The organism is Paraprevotella sp. (assembly GCF_986071375.1).
The window spans coordinates 75,930-96,436 of the sequence record NZ_CFQRNQ010000004.1; the positions used below are offsets into that span (position 1 = coordinate 75,930).

A 20,507-nucleotide genomic window follows, 5' to 3' on the forward strand; every position below is an offset into this window, starting at 1 on the left:
ATATAAGAAGCCCCTCGCACATTCACCGTGCAAGGGGCTTCACCAACCTTAAAATCCACTATCCTCTACCGGACCATGGCTTTTACCACAGTAGTCCGTCCGTCGGCACCGGCCACCTTGAAGAGGTAAGCCCCTCTTGCCAGTACAAAAGCCACTTCGTTTCCTGTAGCCTCCTCGGTAGCCACAATCTTACCGTCGACCGTCACCACAGTCACGGCATCGCCGTCGGCCACACCAAACACGGTGGCCTTGCCCATACCGGACTTCACATATATATCATGCCGTTGGTCTGCATCCATACGTTTGAAACTCAAAGTAAAGCGTCCCTCAGCGACTCCCGCTTCCGCCGTCCGGAACGAGTAAGCCCCTTCTTTCAGGTCGACAGCCTTGCCCGTCACTGCATCTTTCAGTATCACATATTCATAATCCCCGGCCTCGCAGTCTTCCGGAATGCCGATGGAGTACATTCCCGCTTCGGGCAGGCTTACGCCCACGCCTATCGTGCCTTCACGGTCGATGGCCGAAAGCAACGAATAACGTCCGCCGTCGCGTACGGCAAAGATTTCAGGTTCGCCGTTGTCGTTCATCCATTTCACGCCGTCGTGCGCCAAGTCGAATTCCATCGAGGCTTCTTCCGACGGCACCGCCATCAACTGCAACTCGTCATGGATGCCACCGGTTTCCACGCCTCGCTTGCCTGCTTCAGGCGCAATATAAAGCGCCAAGTCCGTACTACGTACCGGTTCCTGCACTTCTTCGGCACGCATCCCCACGTCAAACGTCTCCTTTTCTTTCAGGGTTGCCGTCTGCGTAAAGACTGCGCTGCCCACAGGAATATTACCCTGTACACGCGTACCGTCGGATGACAAGCCCATAGCCGTGTAATACCCATCATTGGCATAGCCATACACCACACGGCCATATTCCATATCCTCGTAGTTCATCGTACAGAGGTATGGCGAACCGAAGAGGTTCCATCCCATGTTCTCCTTATGGGTGAACTTATCCCCGTCTTCATCAGCGGAACTCCAAGGAGCATTGAAATTATACTGCTTCAATTCGATGCTCTTCGGCTGTCCGTCTTCCTTGTAATCCGTTCCATAGAAACGCAGGGTCATGTCCTTGTCATGTCCTTCCGGTGCCTCAAAGAGCAACCCTTCCGTCACAGCCTCAAGCACACCCGAAGAAATATCCCTCCAAGCTTTCGAATCACTCTCCTCGAAAGCGTAGTCATGTCCTGCACGCAAATTCCCGTCATACCGGAATATGCCTACTTGGGCATCCTCTTTCCCGTCCACTGTCATACGGTCTACACGGAATGGCATAGCCACCAAGTCCTTATATCCGTTATCCGCCACCAGTTTGCGTTCTGCGGCAAAGTGCGTCAAAGCGACTTGCCTGCCTCCGCCCCACAAGCCGGCACCGTGTTCCAACAACAAGAACCCGGGGTTGAAAGGCGATGCGGAAGCATAGCCGCGCTTCAGGCGCAGTTCACCGCCTTCGCGCACGTACACCACTGACTTTCCATGCGGATAGTCACCGTCCGTCACCTCCGCGCTCCCTTCCACGTTCCATGTCTCGAAACAGCCGTTGTCCACCGTGCCACGCACACGCAGGTTACCCGCAAGGTCTTTCTCATGTCCGACCCTCGTCATGTAAGTCTCGATATCCGTTTTCCCGCCATCGATATTCCCGGTATCCGTTTCCTTCAACTGGTATGCCCAATATCCATCGGCCACATAACCGTTCTCCTGTCCGGCCTCCACCGTGTTTTCCTTCGAGGCATCGCCCAACGTGCCGCCGTTCACAGCCGTCACGTTCACGGCCTTTCCTTGCCCGTACACGGTCGCCCCGTCCACAATACTATTATATAATACTCCACCGGTTCCCAAATCCAACTTGCTGCCGGATGCAAGGATAGAAGTAGACAACATGCCTGCGGAAACTCTGTTATCTTCGCCCTTCACTTCAAAGCCGTCCACCACACTGGCACCGGTCATTTCCAGGGAGGACAAGGAAGAACGTCCGGAAACTTCCAACAAGCCCTTCCGTGCCGCCAACACGGCGTCGGGTGTTTCTCCGGCCTCATCGGCCATGCTGCCATATACTTTCACATTCTGGCGGGCCAGGCGCAACGGCAAGCCTTTCACGTTCCCGTGTACAAACACGTAACCGTTCTCCCCTTCGTGGCCCTGGGCATATACTGTAGCCAAATCGGCAGCCCCTTGCAAATCGCCCATGGCATTGGCCCAGTCGCTTCCACTTTGGTCTCCTCCTGCCACACCGGCTTTCACATAAATCACCGGTTTCAATTCCGACGCATATTCGTATGCTCCCACGTCGATGCCTTCCCCCACCGCACGCTGGCTTCCGGCCAAATCGCTTTCGGCAGACGGAATCGGTTCATCTTCTTTTCCCAACACCTCACGCTGATAGGCCGCATTGTCGCCTTTGTCCAACAAAGTCAGGTTAGGACGGATACGGTAGTCACGTGACAAAACATCCCCATTATCCGGATCCACAAAGTTCGGTCCATGCTCAATGTCGCTGTTCTCAGCTGTTCCCAAAGAGACATTTCCCTTTCCGTACAACCCGTCCAACTCCTCGCCGTTCCTCCATGCCACGGAGTTGTACACCGCTTTCGGGGTGCCTTCCACAGCCTTCCTCTGGTTTTGCGCAAAGGTGGCATTGACCACCGTGGTTCCTGTCGTGGCTCTCAGTCCAGTCTGCCCGTCGCCCATCAAGGTATTCACAATCAGAATATCCCCGTTGCTCTCCGTCAAGTCGATGCCTGTAATATTGGCGCGTGAAGCCACATTCTTCAATGTGAGCTTGCCTTCGCCGGAAGCATTGGCCCGGACACCGGTATTACCGCTACGGAATGTCAAGCCCTCCACAGTCACCGGCTTACCCTTGGTACTGACATCCAACAGGATGGTATTCCCATCCTTAGCCGATATTACCGTAGGTTGGCCAAAATCCTGTTTACCAGCATCGTTATAAGAGCCTTTCACCGTCAGACTCTTTGTCACGATATCCTCCGTTGTGCCCATATTGATTTGGTAAGCCACATTGCCCGTGTACAAATTGGTCTTAATACTATATTCACCGGCTTTGATGAATACCTTTTTCTGGATGGTCGAAGGATTAGTTTGCGAACCGGTGGAATTGGCCATTGCATTCAAAGCGCCCCGCAAGTCGGAAGTAGCATTCTCCCAACTCTCCCCCGAACGGTCGCCGCTTTCTTCCGTAGCCACGTAGACGGCATCCAAGCTATACAGGTTAGTCGGATACTGGTATTCATACAAACCTATATCTATCTTCTTGTCTTGCTCTTGTCCCTGTTCATCCTTCGGGCCGGCATAACGTTTGTCCCCCGCCATGTATCCTTGGTACGCCTCCTTATTGCTGTTCATCCATTCACAGTAAGCTCCCGATTCCTCTCCCCCGACTGTTTTTTCACCATGACCGGCATCTACCAAAACAGAAATAGCTCCCGGATTCCAACGTGCATCCGACACATATCCTTCGACACCGGCCACCGTGGAGGGACGGGAGAAACGTGGCCCGTCAATATGGTTGTTTCGGGAATCAAGCTGTACAAATCCGGTCGACACCACATTATCTTCCAACGGTACATCGGAAGCTGAATAGACCATTTTAGCTACTGATACCGGTGCACCTTCCCCTTCATTGCCCCATACCACCGTATTGGTCAGTAACCCGCCGGGCACATACAAAGCCGCATATTTACTGGCCTTGTTCCTTGCAAGGGTATTGTTCATCAATTCCACCGTAACATCTTCACCGCTCGTAGCCAAGGCACCTCCCATCGAAGGTTGTCCGTCCAAAGCCCCGTCTGCCTCGTTGTTCACCCAAAGCGTATTGACGGCTTTGAACGAAGCCTTTCCACCGCGGCTTCCGGCCACGTATACCGCTCCTCCCCGGACGTCATTCACCGTAGTCCCTTCTCCTACCTTAGGATTATCCACCGTACCGTTTCCGGCAAACACGGAACCGGATACGACGACATCCGCATTCAAGGCATGCAATGCGCCTCCGCGCACAGCCTTATTATTCAACAGCCGGCATCGATTCAATGTATAGTCTACGCCATAGGTATATATACCGCCTCCTCGTCCAATTTCCTTCTGTCCTTCCAATGTAGAAGCCGTCTCGCCATCCATAATGGTCAATCCGTCCAATACCACGCCCTTGCTGTCCGTAACGTCGTCTTCTGCCCTGCTATATATCACATGGTACACGTTACGTGCGCCTTCAGCCACATTCACACGTCCGGAAAGGATGGTCTGGTGGGCAAAATCCCAGGGCTCTTTCACACCGTTCCCGCTAAACTCTCCTGATTCACGTTTGTTCAACAAATCCTGTATCTGTTCAGGAGCATAATTTGATATATCCTCAAAATGAACTCCGCTTGCATTCACCAAGAATATCTCCCCCCAGGCATACGGTTCGTCTCCCTTAAACCCACCGAACAACTTGACATTGTCTGGAATGACATACGAATTGTCACGTTGGCTTGGTTCTCCCGCACTCTCGTCCGCCCCACCTTCACGAGTGTACAAAGGCTTATACGTGCCTTCAGCCAACCAGATTTCAAATTCAATGTCCTTTGCATTTGGAATGACCTTGGATGCCCGTACCTGGCGGATATACTCCAAAGCATCGCCCAAATGGAAAAGACTGGTATAGAACGAACATCCCAACAATTCGCCCTCCTGTCCGGCTTCTTCCTCTGTCAATTCCGTATTGTTGAGAGGAGATACGAAAATGCGCCGCACCACCTCATGCGCATTCTCCGGAATCTTCATCGTCCCCCCGGGATGCGCATAGGCTCCTGCATCTATCAGAGATTCTTCGTCACTTGTATTCTCCGCACGAAGATTGCCTTGCATATCGTAAATAGAAACATCAAGTTTGTCCACCCAATTCTTCTGAAACCTTACCGGTGCCCCATGCTTGATCAATGCCGAGAACTCCCTTGGCACATAATAGTCGTTTTTGAAATAAAGTTTCCACTCCGTGGTCATTGACTTGTTGCCGTAATTGGACGGCATTTCATACGTCTCCACGAAACAGTTATTAAACGGGTAGAAAGCCGTCACCTTGGAGTCGATAGAAGCAAACAAAGCATCCGGGTAAACCTCTTGCGTGATACCGCTCACGTTCTTGTCGCTAGGAGCCGTATTGCCCCATACCACGGTATTGGCTGTCAACGCCGCACCACGCTCCACAAATATACCGCCCCCCGTACCTGTAGCCGTGTTCCCTGCCACCGTGGAGGAGATAATATAAGAACGCGTTTCCACTTGGCTCATATCTTTCCCTTCGGTACCGGCATAGATACCGGCTCCCTTTTCAGCCGTATTGCCCATCACACCGCATCCGGAAACCCGTCCACCGGGCAAAACGAACAGCCCGCCACCTTCCGTAGCCGTATTGTTACGCACCACACAGTTGCGCACATGGGCATTCTTTGGCACAATGGTTCCGCCCCCCCGGGTTCTTGAATCTCCATACCCGACGGTAGACGTAGCCTGCCCGTCCTCCAAATAGACACCGTCGAGCACGGCCGGCTTCTCCAATGCCGCCGTGGCTTCCGTGCCAAACTGCACGGCATGGTAGCCGTTCACCTCTTGGCGCGTACCTGTGGCCTCGGAAACCGCGCTCAACACAGTCATATAACGGGCTGCATCGCGTGGAGATGCCTCATCCCAGTTTCCTTCCTCCGTAGACGTACCTTCCCAATAACCACCCTTGACCGTCACCCCCGCAGGAATGACGAAAGTATAACTTTGCGGGTCTTTGGGATCAGACAGCGTATTGGCATGATAAACCACCCCCTCTACATTAGCTCCTTCGTACCCGGCTATCTTCACCGTCACTCCGTCTCGGCTTGCCGCCAACCGTCCGGCTGCATTCAACACTTCCTGCAACTTCATGGCGCAGGCCGCATTCGCAGGAGAATCTCCCACGGCAGTCCCTTTTCCGTTGAAAGTCACATAAAATATTCCGTCGGCATCAGCCTTCACGGCATCTTCATTGTTCCGCTCGTATGCCCCGATGTCCACCGTACAGTCCTTGATACGGTCGGTGAAGTCAACATCTGTGGCGGGAAGGGATATATTGTCTCCCAAATCTTCCGTACCATGGTTCAAGCAGACCGTGGCAGCACTCAACCTGTAATTATTCTCGGTCGCGGCCTCATCTCCCTTTTCGAAAGGATTGGACGATGCAGCACTACCCGAATAACAGTCGTGAAGCCGACGTAAGACTTCGTCGCTTAAAGTTACGTTCGACTGTATGTAACTATTGTACGCCCCATTGAATTTTGTCACGTCCACAAAGCCCAACGCGGCATTGCCGTTGCCATAAATCAAACAGTTGTAAAGACGTAAGTTGGCAGAACCATAACTGTCACTAAAATACTGATGCAATCCGCCCGTTCCGTTAGACTGATTATAAGCAATCGTATTGTTGTAGAAAGTGGCCGCTTCGATAAAGATACCACCCCCATGGGTTTGTGCATAATTGTTAGCCACCAAGTTGTTATACCCGGTACCGAGAATCATGTACATGCCACCGCCGTATGATTCGCCACCTTCGTTACGGTTGTTCAGGATAAAACAATTGACCACCTTGCTGTTCTCTCCGTCACAATAAATCCCCGCCCCACGCGTACAACCGGAGGAATTGTAGTTTTCCGTCACCACGCAATTCTGCAAGGTCACGCCACGGAACATGCGCACGCCTGCACCACCATCTCGATTGGCTTGGTAATCCTTATAAAATCCGTGACGGATTGTGAAACCGTCCCATGTGGCTCCTTCATATTCCACATAACCTCCTTCTTGGTTCTCCCAACGGTAGGTGTTGGAAGCTGTCTCATCCGCTCCAGGAACGGAGTTGCCATAACCTTTATTTATCCAATGGTTGCTCCAATCATTCCAAGTCCATCCCCATTCCCAATAGCTATACGAACTCTCCCGACCCGACGGTGATTTGGTCGGCAAACACACATCCGGTTGGAACAACACAGGCTTACGGGTCCTACCCGGCAAACTACCGGAATTGTTAACCGGATTGGTTTCCTGTATCTGCAAAATCGTTTCATATAAATTCTTCTCCAAGCCCTCCGACTCCTGATTGGCCGGGATGTATTGCGAGAGCAACGGATGGCGGTCATCCAAACCCGGTGTTCCGGAAGCCGGGAAACCGCCCAATACCTCCACCTTGTCTCGGATGACGAAACCCTTATAGTCGGTATAAGTTCCTCCGGCCACCCATACCTGTACACGCTGGCCGCTCTCGGCAGAAGACGCCGCACGCTCTACGGCATATTGCAATCCGCCAATATACCGTTCATAACGTTTGTTACGGATATTGATACCAGAGGCACCCGTCACATGGGTCACTCCATCATAAAATTCCGTCTTGTAATTCACATTACTGGCCTCCAGATTATTTTCATTGAAATGCTCGAAAAACAACTTGCTAGCTCCGGAAGTCTCACCATAAGGACGAGCCGAAGCATCATAGAAACCCACATAACGCGAATCTGTTGTGGAAACACCTAATGTGTTTTTTCCGCCAAGGTCGTAAACCTCATTGCCCGCAATGGCATTTTCCCATGACGAGCCGTCTTTGCGGCCTGCCCCGCCGGCCGTGACATAAAGCACTGTCCCGTTCTCCGGCAGGTCGGCCTCGTAAGCACCTTTGTCCGGCATACCACCTAAATTACGCCCTTTCCCGGCAATGTCCTTATCCAAATGCGAAGGTGTCCCGGCAGCCTTGTTTATCAAGCTTCCGGCCTCAGCGGAACTGGTATTCGGCAAGAAACTGGAATAGCCGCCCAGATAAGTGTCATATCCCATGGTCGCACCGGCTTGATTCGTGGGATTGGCAAAGTTTTTAGCCCCTTCAACCCCCAAGGAAGCTCCGGTGAACGTGTCAGCCCCCGCCGTGTTCCCGGCAGAAAAAGAAGAAGCCCCCATATCGGCAGGAGCCGACCCCATGTTGTTCACCACGGTGACATGGTACATCGTAAGGTCGTTGCACAAAATGACCGGATTGGTTTCCGTAGTATTCGTATTATTGTTGACCACACAATTCTCTAACGTCAGCTTAGCTGCGGAAGCCGAAATAGCCGCACCGTTCACCGCCGTATTATTCTCGAAAACCGTATTCCTCACGGTAACGTCGGCTCCGGAAGCCACCAACAAACCTGCCCCTTGGGTACTTGTAGCTTCCCCGGCAGCATATCCTCCTGTAACATGCAATCCGTCGAACACCACCTTGGCTCCTGCCTCGACGGTAATGCAATGGTAAATGCCGTCTTCCAGAGCCGTACCATCGGGATTCCCATTAATCCAAGTACGATATGTCAAAGGATCGCGTTCTCCCACTCCTCCTTCCATTCTCTGATAACCGCCCTTAATCGTCAACGTCGCCCCGCCCGGCATTCTCGATACATTCACAGTAGCCGTCTTAGGATCCAAATTGGTAAAGGCATAGCGCGGATAACAATCTCCTTCTGTAATACAAATCTCGAATGATTTTCCACGGGCTTTCTCCTCATCATAAGCTGCGAAGCAAGCTATGGCCTCATTGACGGAACGATAAGCTTTCTCCCAACTGCTTCCGTCGTGGCTCGGAGTGGTACACTCCATATCCACATACAAACGGATGACATCCCCGTCTTCCTGCGGATGCAACGGCATGGCCTTGACGGCCACGGCGCCCAAGCAAGGTTTCTGTGCGAAAAGCGTCCCGCGAATATCCAATTCCGGATTCAGCAAAACGTCTTCGGGAAACTGCCCCAATGTAAGTCCCCTGGCCCGTAAATTAGACCCGGTTTGGGGTATCCAATGATAATCCACCGAAGTCCAACCGGCTTGCACACCGATATCCTGGGGCATCTTTTCCGTTTCAAAGTCCGGAGATATCACACTTTCCTCAGGACGGGAATTGGCTTCCGTCAGCGAAATCAAGTTCTGTTGGAGGGTATTGTTCCACACGGCATTGCCCATGCCAGAAACAGCAGTATAAAAGAAACGCACCTTATCCACCGAAGAGTTATCAGCATAAACAGGAACGTTGATGCCATCAATCTGATTGTTCCACAATACGGAATTCACCACCAAGGCATATTCGTCCACATACAGTCCACCCGTACGGGAGGTTCGGCTCGCACTCGCATCTGCCCCATTCGGCGTGTTATTGTTCGTAATAGTGGCATGCAACACCACCCCTCCCCGGTCGCAATATACGGCACCATTTTTACGGCTCGTATTGTTACTGACCACCGAAGTAGACAATATCAGATATTCCGGATGCCGCCCGTCAAACCAGGCTTCATGGCTTGCCATGTATATTCCGCCTCCATCGTCAGCCGAATTATTAGCCAACATAGACCGCAAGACAATGCCCGTATTGTCCATGTAAACACCTCCTCCGCTACCATCGGCATTGTTATTATAAATCAGCGAACCGCTCACACATCCGCCTTCCATATATACAGCGCCTCCGTTCCCTTCGGCCGAATTCTCCGTGACAATACAATTATTAAGGTAGGCATTAGCCTGCATATAGACACCGCCCCCTCTGTCGCCGTCATAATCCCCCGCATATTCAACCCTTGCACTTCCTCCCTTAATGGTCACCCCATCAAGTACCGTGGAACGAGTGAAAGCACTCCCGTCCATACGGGCAAACCATACTACATGACTGGAATTGCTACCGCTCACCGTCCATTTCTGGTCATTTTCAGACCATACGCATTTCCGCCCCGTCTCATCCTCACTGACGTAACCGGACCCTTTCAATACCGTCAGGTACTCGTATTCCCAAGGCATGCCGCCGTCCTTAAGCTTACGCTCTCCCTTGCGGGTCTCTGTCCCGGCAAAACCACCATAAACGTTGATACCTTCTTTCATGATGAAAGCCGCAGTGTGCTGCTTGCCGTTCTCCATCAACTCCGTAGGAGCATACTCTCCCTGGGCTATCCAGACCTCGCCCGCCTGTCCGGTCTCGGCCAAACGGTTGATGGCTGCCTGCACATCCGGAAATGCTGTCTCCCAACTCTTGCCATCGGCACCGACCGACGAAGCCCCTTGCTTGACACGCAATACCCGTTCGGCCGGTACCGCCTGAAACTCGTATGCACCGATGTCTATCCTGCCATTAGAAAAACGTGGATAACCGGACAAGTCAACTTCTCCATAATCCGTGTAGACCTCGTCGGCACCTTTGTCTATAAATGCAGAGCCCTCCAACACTTCCCATGCCCAAATCGGATAAGCATCATTGTTCCAATCGAAATCACGGTCGAAACTCGTCTTTTGGGAGGGACTGGAAAAGAACGGTGAAGCCTGGGACCGGTCGTTGTTTTTATCGCTTACATAAATATTGCCATCCGCGTCGATGCCACCCGCATCCGTCACTTCATGGTAAGAAGAAGATTTGAACTTCGGGCTAATTTCATCAAACAGTGCCGTATTCCCCCATACCACGGTATTGAACACCGCATAATCATCCGTCTGCCGTGTCATGTCGATACCGGCTACAGTATTGCGGGCCACAGTAGAATTGACCACACGGGAGGAAGGAGATATACGGACTCCCCCATTCTCATTGTTAAACACGGAAGTATTCACTACCGTGCCGGCACCTTCCAACCAGATTCCTCCCCCGGCATTTCTTAATTCCCCGCGTTGGCCCGCCGCATTATTGTAAACCATGCAACGTTCTATCAACGACGTGTTCGTAGCTTCATCGGCATTCCCCTCTACATAAAGGGCTCCTCCCTGAGCGGCATAATTATTGAAGAAAAAGCACCGGCTGATAGTATAGGCGCACGCATACTCCCCGCCTTTCACTTCTATTCCTCCACCTTTTTGCCCTTCCGCATGCCCGCCCATGATGGTGAATCCGTCCACCACCGAGCGCTCGTTGTTCTTGTTATCCGACTGCGCACAATCCACGCTCACTTCCAATACCCGTACCGCATTGTCCTGCCGGGTAGTGTTCCCCGTATAAATCAAGGACGTAGGATCTATTCGGTCATCGCCATTCAAGTCGGCAGAAAGCACCGAACGGAAAGTGAAGCTGCAGGCCTTCCCCTGCGTGGCACGCTGCTCCACATCGGTTTCATTTCCATAAAAACCGCCATAGAGCCTCACGCCAGCTTTCAGGAAAAAAGGCTTGTCTTTGGCATCTACTTTGTACACGGCTCCTGCCTCAAGTCCCTGCACCCAAATTTCATCACCGGGGACAGCCTTCGACAAAGCGTCTTCCAACCCGTAAAACGGTCCGTCCCAAGCATTTTCCACCTTCGGAGCCTGACCGTCCGGAGTCACGTAATAACGTGTCTGTGCCATGGCAGCCAAAGCCATCAGCCCCCATAACACCATAAACAAAGAAAAACGTCTTTCTGACATCCTTCGTACATTGAATGTATTGATTACAGGCATATACATGATTATAATGATTTTACGTGTTAATTACCTTGATTGGACATCAGCTGCAAGTCATGACTTTCAGCCTCAAAGGAAGTTCCTTTCACAGACAGGTTCACCTTATGCCACGAGGCTGCATCCAACGGTGAAAGAAATTCCGCCGTGTATTCGGTCTTCTCGCTTGCGCCTTCTCCCTTCTTCTTATGGGACACACTGAATGTAAACTTATTCTTCTGTCCGGAAAAGGTGTAGAAATAGGTACGTCCGTTACGTTCGCTCACCGCATCGTCCGCTTGGTAATAGTCTGCGTACGTAAGGGCTTCTTCCGCCTGATGGAATTGCGGGAAGAACCATCCCCTTTCCGTCCCGTAAAGTGTGATGCTTCCCATCCGGGCTTCCACATAACCTTCGGGAGAATAAGCGTCCTGAGCATCCCACTGCACGTCCACTTTGGCTATTATCCGTTGGAGGGTTACTTTGATTGTGGTAATCTTTTCCTTTTCGACCTCTATGGCTTTTCCGGCCCGGCCGCTGAAAAGGCTGAGCAAATAGGCCTTTTTCTCTTCTGCCGTAGAAAAACCAGAAAGCAATGCCGTCTGCAAGTCTTGGATTCCCTGTTCCGAAGAGGCCGTCACGGTCGTCACGCCTGTTTCCTTGTAGGCCACGGCATATACATCCCTTACCGTTCCGGCAAAAGCGTAAAACTTTTGTTCCTTGCCTGACACATAATCTTCACCCAACGAATAGTGAAGCACTTGCCCCCAATCGTACACAAGGAAGATGTCAATCCGTGTCCATTCTGCCGTACCTTCGCCCGTACCGGAACCGGGGTCTCCCATCCCTCTCAAAGAAGCAGCATCCAATCTCACCGACACTGTCACTTCGCAATCCTTCGGTGGCAACAAAGTCTCACCGGCCGGTTCTTCCCCTCCGCATGCCGTCCAACACAGCAGACAGAAGAGCCACAGCCATTTCATCCCTTTCCGTACCTTATGCTCCATATCCTTTTCTCCTTACATCGTTCATAACCAGTTACATTTCACCTTCATAATCATTACCCGGCTTCCAATCGGTGTCTATCTCCACACCGGCCGTGATGTCTACGGATTCGCCCCCCGATTCGGTGATGTCGAACTCGGCTTCCAACACGCGCCCCGCCTCTATGGGTTCAGTCACGGTAAATATATGTTGTATGATCTTATCTTCAAATTCAGAGTAGAAATACAATTTCCACGTGCCGGTGGTCTTCGTGGCGTACCGGCGGACACCTTCCCCCAAGGTGGGATAACAATAAAAGACAAAATCGTCGCATTGGCCGCTCACCGTCTTCCTGAAACCGGAAGCGTCGGTCACCATCTTGTCATGGTCGACATATTCGTCGGCCCAACAACGGAACCCGCCCTTGGTCTGCGACAGGTAGCACTTGACGTTCGCCAGCGTGGTAGGATGGTTCACGCGGATTTTCATCTTGCCCACTACCGGACTCATCAGCACCGTATAGTGCTCTTGGTCACGGTTCTCCAACTTCAAACTCAACAGGCCGACAAAAGGAGCATAGGCCAAAGCCCGGACTGTATCTCCCGCCACCGGCGTTTCATCCACACATACTCCGGACAAGTCATTCCCAAAAGCATGCACGCCTCCCGTCACCATGTCATTATTATGATTGGCCACCGCGATATGGTCGTAATCGCCCATAGGAAGGGTGACCTTAAAATAGAGGTCTTCCGGCATGTCCTGCGGAGCAAACATCTTGTCATAATACAGGCTTTGGGGCGTATTCCAAAAACCTAAATGAAGCGAATGCAAAGCATCGTCGAACTCTGGATCAACCCCGTGCTGCAAATCTATCTGGTAGGATACCGTAATGTCCCGCATCTCTACGCCTGTAGGACAATCGGACAAATCCTCGTCTATACACGCGGCCAAGGACAAAGCACACACCATGCATGCCCCTATGCCATATCTGTCTATGTTCGTCTTCATTCGTTTCATCAAAATCCTTATTCAATTCTGTTCATTCTGCTATTGAAAAACAGCAAGGCCGCACGGCCTGTGCAGCACAAAGCCGCACAACCTTGCTGTGATGAGTGGACTTTCCCTTCCTTTTTAGAAAACAGGGAAACGGCCTACGGTTTAGATTTCCTCCTCGTAGGTCACACCTTTCTGCCAAGCCGTATTGATTTCCACACCGATATTGACATCCGTTGAAATGACTTCCGAACCGGACACACGTCCCCAGTCGGTTACAGTGGCATTCAGCAATGTAGTGTAGTCTTTCATGAAAACATCCTTTCCATCATCAGCGTTTGCCTTGTCATCCGTCAATACCAACGGCAAGAAGAGGTAAGTGATTGTAGTTCCACCTAAAGTTTCTCCCTTATCATTCTTGATATATGTATTTTCAGGCATCTCGAATACGATATTCATAGATACATCTTCGTTATCCTTCGTAGCGGCTACTACGGAATAGAAAGATGCCCCTGCCACCTTTCCGTCAGACAGGCCGAAAGAAACGGCTTGGTCTACAAATCCGTCAGTGTTGACTCCGGTAGCTGTCTCATAGATGGATACCAAATCAGTACCAACCCGTTCAAAATCGGTATCCAATTTCTGGGACTGTCCACCGATAATGATGCTGTGTACTTTTATACCGGCTGCTCCTGCCGTCTTACCCTCACCTGACAACTCTGGGGTATCATAGAAACAAGTTGTAGAAGCATCTCCATTGATAATACCGGCCGCCAACATGCCCACGGCATAATTCACATTGGACAACTTGATGGCTTTATAACCCTTAATAGACGTTCCCGCAGTAATGGCAGTATTTGCGGCATTCAAAGATTCTCCCCCATAAATCTGATTTCCCGTGACACCGGCATGACCGTAATAATACAATCCATGCGGTTTGTACAACGTACTTGTCACCTTCTCGGCATCATAAGGCGCAGTGGTCTGTGTCAATGTGGAAGTCACTCCATCAAAAATTTTGCTTTCATCCAATGCGCTGATATTACCGTACACCTTGAACTCGTTGATGTTCTCGTTCAACTTCGCAGTTTCCTCCACGAGAGAAAGGCCATTGGTGAAATCCGGCATCTTAATCGGATTAAGATAAGCGGAAGAAGCTTGAGGAGCAGTGGTGGAAATCATCGGCACCACATAAATGTTGCTGATGGTTTGGATGGTAGTACCCATGTTAGCCTCATCCTGGCTCAAACGCTTGTCCACAGCCCCTTTCACAGAAAGAGCCAAAGTCACATCGTTCTTCTTCCCGTTAATCAACGAACCGAGGTCCGTTCCTCCGGCGACCTCCTCGTCACTCGAACAAGAAGCCAATCCCATCGTACTGGCCACGATTGCCGTGGCAAACAAGTACATTCCATTTTTCATTTTCATAAAAGTTAAATTTTAAATGAATAAAACAATTAATAAACTCTATAATTAGAAAATCTCATAAATTCCGTCATTCCACGGCCTGTACGCCCTTCAAGTTGCCCGCAGCCTCGCTGTCGCCCGCCTTCACGGCACGCCCGAAGCATACGATGGCCTCCTTACGCCGCCCCGTCTTGAAGTAGGCCACACCCAACGTGTTCCACTTGCGTTCGTCGTCCAACGGTTCGAGCAGGGCAACTGCCTCGGCATCGCGCCCCCCGCGCACCAAAGCCACGGCCCGGTTGATAGCTTCGGCTGCCTCGTCCGGCACAGCCTCATAGTAAGCACGGATATACCCCGAATTACGTTGGTCGGCAAAGACCGACTGCTTCAGGTATTGGTAAGGCCGCCCGCCATTGAGCCTGCGGATACGCTGCTCGCGCAGGTTGGCATCCGGCGTGTGGTCGATGATTTGCAACAGCTCCTGCCGCTCGTCCAGGTCGCTCTCGGCGATGACATCGCGCAAGTCGGCCCATGCCTCCCCTGCACCCACCACCTCATACACACTGTCGGGCATGTCCACCCGGGCATCAAGGTAGTCTTTCAGGACTTCGGCACGCCGCCCGGCCAGATGCTCGTTGAAAGCCACGGAGCCTTCGATGGATGCCAAGCCCACAATCACCACCTTCACGATGGATGAGGTCTTGTCGTCCTTCACGCGCCGCATCATGTCCACGATACGCGCCAACGTGGCCTCGTTGTCGCGGAAGTCTTCGCGCAAGTCCCACTTTCCCACGGGGAAATGCACGTAAAGCGCATCTTTCATTTTGCGCAAAGGGATGTCGCGCGTATAGGGCTTGTATTCGCTGACGGGCTTCAGCACGGGTTCGCGCACAGCAATCTGTTCAGCCACGCTCAGCACTGGCACGACAGCCTTGGGTTTCGGCGTGAACCAACACGTAGCACCCAAATCGAGCGCAGCCAACGGCCGCACGTCACAGCAGTCCTCGAACTCGCAATCCACCGTAAGCGAAAGCTCCGACGCACGCATCCACGGCTCCGCCTCTACCACCTTATTATAATATAGGGTATCGGCGGCAGCTGCCACGACGGCACGTTCTTCACCGTGCAAAGCCGCACGGCGGTCGAAGTAACGGCGGTTGCGCCGCCCGGCCAGTTCCACAGGAGGCAGCGCCAACGTGTCGCCCGCCTTCGTGGTAAGGCGCGGCGTAAGGATGAGACGGTCGTCGGAGGTAATTTCCACATCGCCGGCAGCCACGGAAAAGGCCACTTTGAGTTGCGTGCTGTCCTGCCACGACAACACAGGTTCGCCCGTCGGCACCACCTGTTGGGCCGACAACGGACAGGAAGACAGGCACAAGGCCGCTGCTCCCATCCACGCTTGTATATCATTGATTATCTTCATCTTTTCGGTCTGATTTACTTGAACACATAAATAAAAGACACGGACAACTTGGTGGGCACGAAGCGGTGGGTAGTGCGCTCTTCCAACTTGTCGCCACACTTGCGGCACTCATAGGCACTGAAGTCTGCGAAAGAATAGCCCAACCCCAACTCGGCCTCCAAACTCCAATGGCGGCTCAGGATCCAATGGTAGCCGTAACCCAGACCCACAGCCCACTCATTACCCTGCATGCGCTCATCTTCCAACTTGGGCAACAGGCCGAAAGGCAGGTTCACCCCTCCGGCATTAAACCGCGTGTAAGAAGCGTGAAGCCCTAAGAAGTGCCCACCGAACGGACGGCATATCCAATAACGGTACTCCGGCTGCACCCGTAGGTGACGCCATTTCTTGTTGTCGGAAAACGTCCAGGGATTCCACGAAAGCCCCAAAGCCATGGTGGACTTGCGCCCCACTTTCACTTCGGGTTCCAAATTCAACGAAGCTGTAGCCCAGTTCACCACATCCGTTTTTAACGCTACGGTCTGTGCTTGAACAGCGACGAACCAACTGCACAGCCCCAACAAACATAAAACAAGTCGTTTGCTCTTCATCATGGTTTTCAGTTTATAGAATATACGTAAAGGCCCGCTTTCATCTGAAAGCGGACAATATACCAAATGCCCGACATGGCCAAACATAGCGGGGTTTATCGACAAAATACAAAAAGATATTACATGATTTACATGTGTGTGTGTGTGTGTGTGTGTGTGTGTGTGTGTGTGTGTGTGTGTGTGTTTACACAAATATTCGGAACAACCAAATACAAATAGTTAAAAAAGCAGTTCAAAACGCATGTTTTCTCATATAAAATCGTCAAAAAACGGTATTTTTCGCCCTTGCACAGTACTATCAGCAACGGCCTCCACACCGTAGCACCTCTCTGATTTCTATGTACAAGTCCGTTTTTCATCATCGCATTTGGATAATATTACGTGACAAATATAGAATTTATAAACAAAACAAACAAATTTTCTCGACATTTTTTTAAAAAATCATGGATATAAGTACTCTTCACTTCCCTCCAAAGGGTTTTATAAAACCATCCTTCATCCTTCAGAATCTGTCATAAGACACTATAATACAATATATTATAAACTGAAGAATGGTTTTGTGAAACTTCTGGGTAGGGGTAGGAGCTTTCAGACAAAAGAACAAAAGGACACAAGGTGAATGCCGACTTCCACAAACGGGATTTGACAAGTTGCACCTTATGTCCTTTTGTCTAATAATAATTCCCGGAGAAGGGTTTCGCCCTTCTGTCACCCAAGACCGGCAGTTCCGCTTACTGCGCGGGTGCCTGCTGTGCCGGAGCTTGCCCGGCCGGAGCAGCCTGTTGCTGCGGTTGGCTAGCACCGAATCCCGGCAAATTGTTGGAATTTACGGCCTTTTGCTCGGTGGCCGCCTTCATCATGGCAGACTCTTCCGTAGCCACTTTGGGAATAAAGAATACCGAAACCACGCTCAATACGACCATGGCAGCCGCCAATCCCCAAGTCAGTTTTTCAATCACATCCGTCGTCTTGCGCACACCCATAATCTGATTGGAAGCGGAGAAGCTAGAAGCGAGACCTCCACCTTTGGACTCCTGGATGAGTACAACCAGACACATCAGAATGGCAAGAATGACGATGAGAACAACCAATACTGTGTACATGTTTACGATTTTTTATTTTTATTATTTATTATCAATTTCTCCAAGAAACGAATCTGGTCTGCAAAGTAACGGTTTTTTTTTGGATATTTCAAACTTAACCGCCTTATAATTTCCATCGCTTTGGTATATCGGCCTTGTTTTATATAAATTTTAGCCAATGTTTCGGTAAAATAGTCCTCATCCTCCTCGTTTTCGCCCTCGGCGGGAAGAGCAGGAGTCTGCAACTCGCTGTCGGCATCCTGCTTCAGTACGATGCGTTTATCCCCTTGCCCGATAAATTCGTCTATCAGTTCCTGATGCTGCATGCGGGGCACTGCCGTAATCGTGTCGGGAGCGTCTTCACTCTGCATCAGGTATGCCATATAGTCTGTGGAAGCATCCACCGGCTTCGGGCGGTGGGGCTTCTCCTCCGGCAAGTTGGCCAGAAAATTGTCTATGAGCGAATAAGTGCGGTCCTCTTCCACCTCTCCCGCCCTCTCTGCTTTCGTCTGATACTTCTTGACGGGTTCGAACCGATAGTTTACGCCTTCTATCAAACGGAACAGGGCTTTACGGTCGGGCAGGAAAAAGGCGGCGCGACGAAGCTCCCGGTCGAAAGCCGCATCGTGCAAGAGGTACAGATTACGCAAATAGAGCAGACGGGCCGGTTGGAAATAAGGATAGTCGCTGACCAACTTCTCCAGGCGGGGCAACGTCTCCTTATCCAGTTTCTCCGGATGCTTGATATAATCCGACAAGTTCAAATCCATATCCTTACCAATTCGCTACGGTTGCATTAAATATCTGGTCCACAATATCCTTCACCATCTGGGTCACCAGTTCCTCTTGTACAGCGGTCAACTGTTGCGAAGAGTCATACTGGGAGGTGGCACTGAACTTCTGTTCGAAGTCTTCATCATGGTTGGCATTATTCACAAAACGGACATTCACTGTCATCTTCAACTGCACCTGCGACGAAAACCCGTCGGCAGACACGGCCTTGTTGAACTGGCTGTATTCCACAATCTCGCCCGAAAGCTGCAAATCCCCGTTACGGTTCACCTGCCTCAACTTGGTCTGGCGGGCAAAGACGTCGGTCAACTGGTTGCTGAAAATAGACTGCATGGGCGCCCATACGTATGCAGAGCGGATGGGGAAAGGTGAAATCTGTATCGTCTTGGTTTTCGTATAGTCGATGGATGCCCCGTTGAATTTATAGGAAATAGAACAAGCCGCCAACAAAAAGACACAAGACAACAGCCCGACCACCTTACTTTTAAATATCCTCTTTATCCAAACCATATTCCTTTATTTTACGATAAAGCGTCCTTTCGGAGATGTTCAGTTCCTGGGCGGCCTTGCGACGCTTGCCCCGGTTCTTCTCCAAAGCCCTCACTATCACCTGACGTTCCACGTCGTTCAAAGACACGGTCTCTTCCACATATTCTTCCGGAGTCTGAAACTCATCCGCCCCTTTGGCCGCATGAGCCACCGGATAAGTGACATCCGGCTGATAATAAGTAATAGGACGCTCGACAACCTGAGGGGCGGAAGAGTGCTCACGCTCCACCCGCTGCCCGTGCACCAACTTTTTCAGTTCCGTCACGTCGTTGCGCAAATCGAAAAGTATCTTGTACAACAGTTCGCGTTCGTTTTCAAAACTGTGGCCTTCATTCCGTTTGTTCAACGGTACGATGTCATGCGTCACCGGATCTTCGGGGATATACCCGGACAAGATTTCAGGAGTGATAATCCGCTCCGGGGAGAGGATGGAAATCTGTTCCGTCACGTTCTTCAGTTGGCGGACGTTCCCCGGCCATGAATATCTTTTCAGCCTTTCCTGGGCGGCTTCCGTCAGCTCCACAGGATCCGGCATATTATACTTTTCCGCCGTGTCCATCGCAAACTTCTTGAAAAGCAGCACCACATCGTCCCCCCGTTCGCGAAGAGCCGGCATCTTGACGGGAATCGTGTTCAGGCGGTAGAACAGGTCTTCGCGGAAACGGCCGTCGCGGATGGCCTGCGCCATGTTGACATTGGTAGCCGCCACGATGCGCACGTCGGTCTTACGCACGTCGCTCGAACCGACCCGGATGTATTCCCCCGTCTCCAACACACGCAACAAACGCGCCTGCGTGGCCAAAGGCAGCTCTCCAACCTCGTCAAGAAACAGCGTACCTCCGTTGGCCGCCCCGAAATAGCCTTCACGCTCTCCTATCGCCCCGGTAAAAGCCCCTTTCTCATGACCGAACAGTTCGGAATCTATCGTCCCTTCTGGAATGGAACCGCAATTCACGGCAAAGTATTTCTTCGTCTTCCTCAGGCTGTTGTCGTGGATAATACGGGGAATGATTTCCTTTCCCACGCCGCTCTCCCCGGTAATCAATACGGATAAGTCCGTCTTGGCCACCTGCAAAGCAATGTCCACTGCATGGTTCAACCCTTCCGAGTTGCCCACGATACCATATCTTCTTTTCTGTGCCTGAACGTCGGATGTATTCATATCTTCTCCCAAAATGCGATTGTCGACAAAATTACATAAAAAATCCCGTGGGAC

Annotated in this window: 10 protein-coding genes; all 10 read right to left on the bottom strand. The window is 51.3% G+C overall.

Annotated features, from left to right (window positions below):
* Positions 1 to 65 precede the first annotated feature (65 nt).
* The 10 genes from AC5RDV_RS03625 to AC5RDV_RS03670 all read right to left on the bottom strand — a co-directional run bounded on the left by AC5RDV_RS03625 (position 66) and on the right by AC5RDV_RS03670 (position 20,453).
* The gene (locus AC5RDV_RS03625) at positions 66 to 11,459 is read right to left on the bottom strand and encodes a choice-of-anchor Q domain-containing protein (RefSeq protein ID WP_282748012.1); all 11,394 of its coding nucleotides are present in this window, start codon (positions 11,457 to 11,459) and stop codon (positions 66 to 68) included.
* 59 nt (positions 11,460 to 11,518) lie between these two features.
* On the bottom strand, positions 11,519 to 12,478 hold the full coding sequence (locus tag AC5RDV_RS03630; RefSeq protein WP_282748013.1) for a FimB/Mfa2 family fimbrial subunit: 960 nt from the start codon (positions 12,476 to 12,478) through the stop codon (positions 11,519 to 11,521).
* Positions 12,479 to 12,509: 31 nt separating this feature from the next.
* Complete coding sequence (locus AC5RDV_RS03635) at positions 12,510 to 13,472, bottom strand: FimB/Mfa2 family fimbrial subunit (protein WP_130894229.1); 963 nt, start codon at positions 13,470 to 13,472, stop codon at positions 12,510 to 12,512.
* 141 nt (positions 13,473 to 13,613) lie between these two features.
* Complete coding sequence (locus AC5RDV_RS03640) at positions 13,614 to 14,876, bottom strand: hypothetical protein (protein WP_282748015.1); 1,263 nt, start codon at positions 14,874 to 14,876, stop codon at positions 13,614 to 13,616.
* Positions 14,877 to 14,943: 67 nt separating this feature from the next.
* The gene (locus AC5RDV_RS03645; RefSeq protein WP_282748016.1) at positions 14,944 to 16,278 is read right to left on the bottom strand and encodes a DUF3868 domain-containing protein; all 1,335 of its coding nucleotides are present in this window, start codon (positions 16,276 to 16,278) and stop codon (positions 14,944 to 14,946) included.
* 14 nt (positions 16,279 to 16,292) lie between these two features.
* Positions 16,293 to 16,871 (bottom strand): DUF3575 domain-containing protein, encoded by a 579-nt coding sequence (locus AC5RDV_RS03650; RefSeq protein WP_130894226.1) that lies wholly within the window; start codon positions 16,869 to 16,871, stop codon positions 16,293 to 16,295.
* 728 nt (positions 16,872 to 17,599) lie between these two features.
* Entirely contained in the window at positions 17,600 to 17,971 is a 372-nt protein-coding gene (secG, locus tag AC5RDV_RS03655) for a preprotein translocase subunit SecG (RefSeq protein WP_008627111.1), read from the bottom strand.
* Between the two features lie 2 nt (positions 17,972 to 17,973).
* Positions 17,974 to 18,720 (bottom strand): DUF8458 domain-containing protein, encoded by a 747-nt coding sequence (locus AC5RDV_RS03660; RefSeq protein WP_282748017.1) that lies wholly within the window; start codon positions 18,718 to 18,720, stop codon positions 17,974 to 17,976.
* Positions 18,721 to 18,724: 4 nt separating this feature from the next.
* Positions 18,725 to 19,252: an LptE family protein gene (locus AC5RDV_RS03665; RefSeq protein WP_008627108.1), complete on the bottom strand. Its 528-nt coding sequence runs from the start codon at positions 19,250 to 19,252 to the stop codon at positions 18,725 to 18,727.
* Positions 19,227 to 20,453 carry a sigma-54 interaction domain-containing protein gene (locus AC5RDV_RS03670; RefSeq protein ID WP_008627107.1) on the bottom strand — a complete coding sequence of 409 codons (1,227 nt, stop codon included), beginning with the start codon at positions 20,451 to 20,453 and terminating at the stop codon, positions 19,227 to 19,229. Before AC5RDV_RS03670 ends, AC5RDV_RS03665 begins: the two co-directional genes overlap by 26 nt.
* Positions 20,454 to 20,507 lie beyond the last annotated feature (54 nt).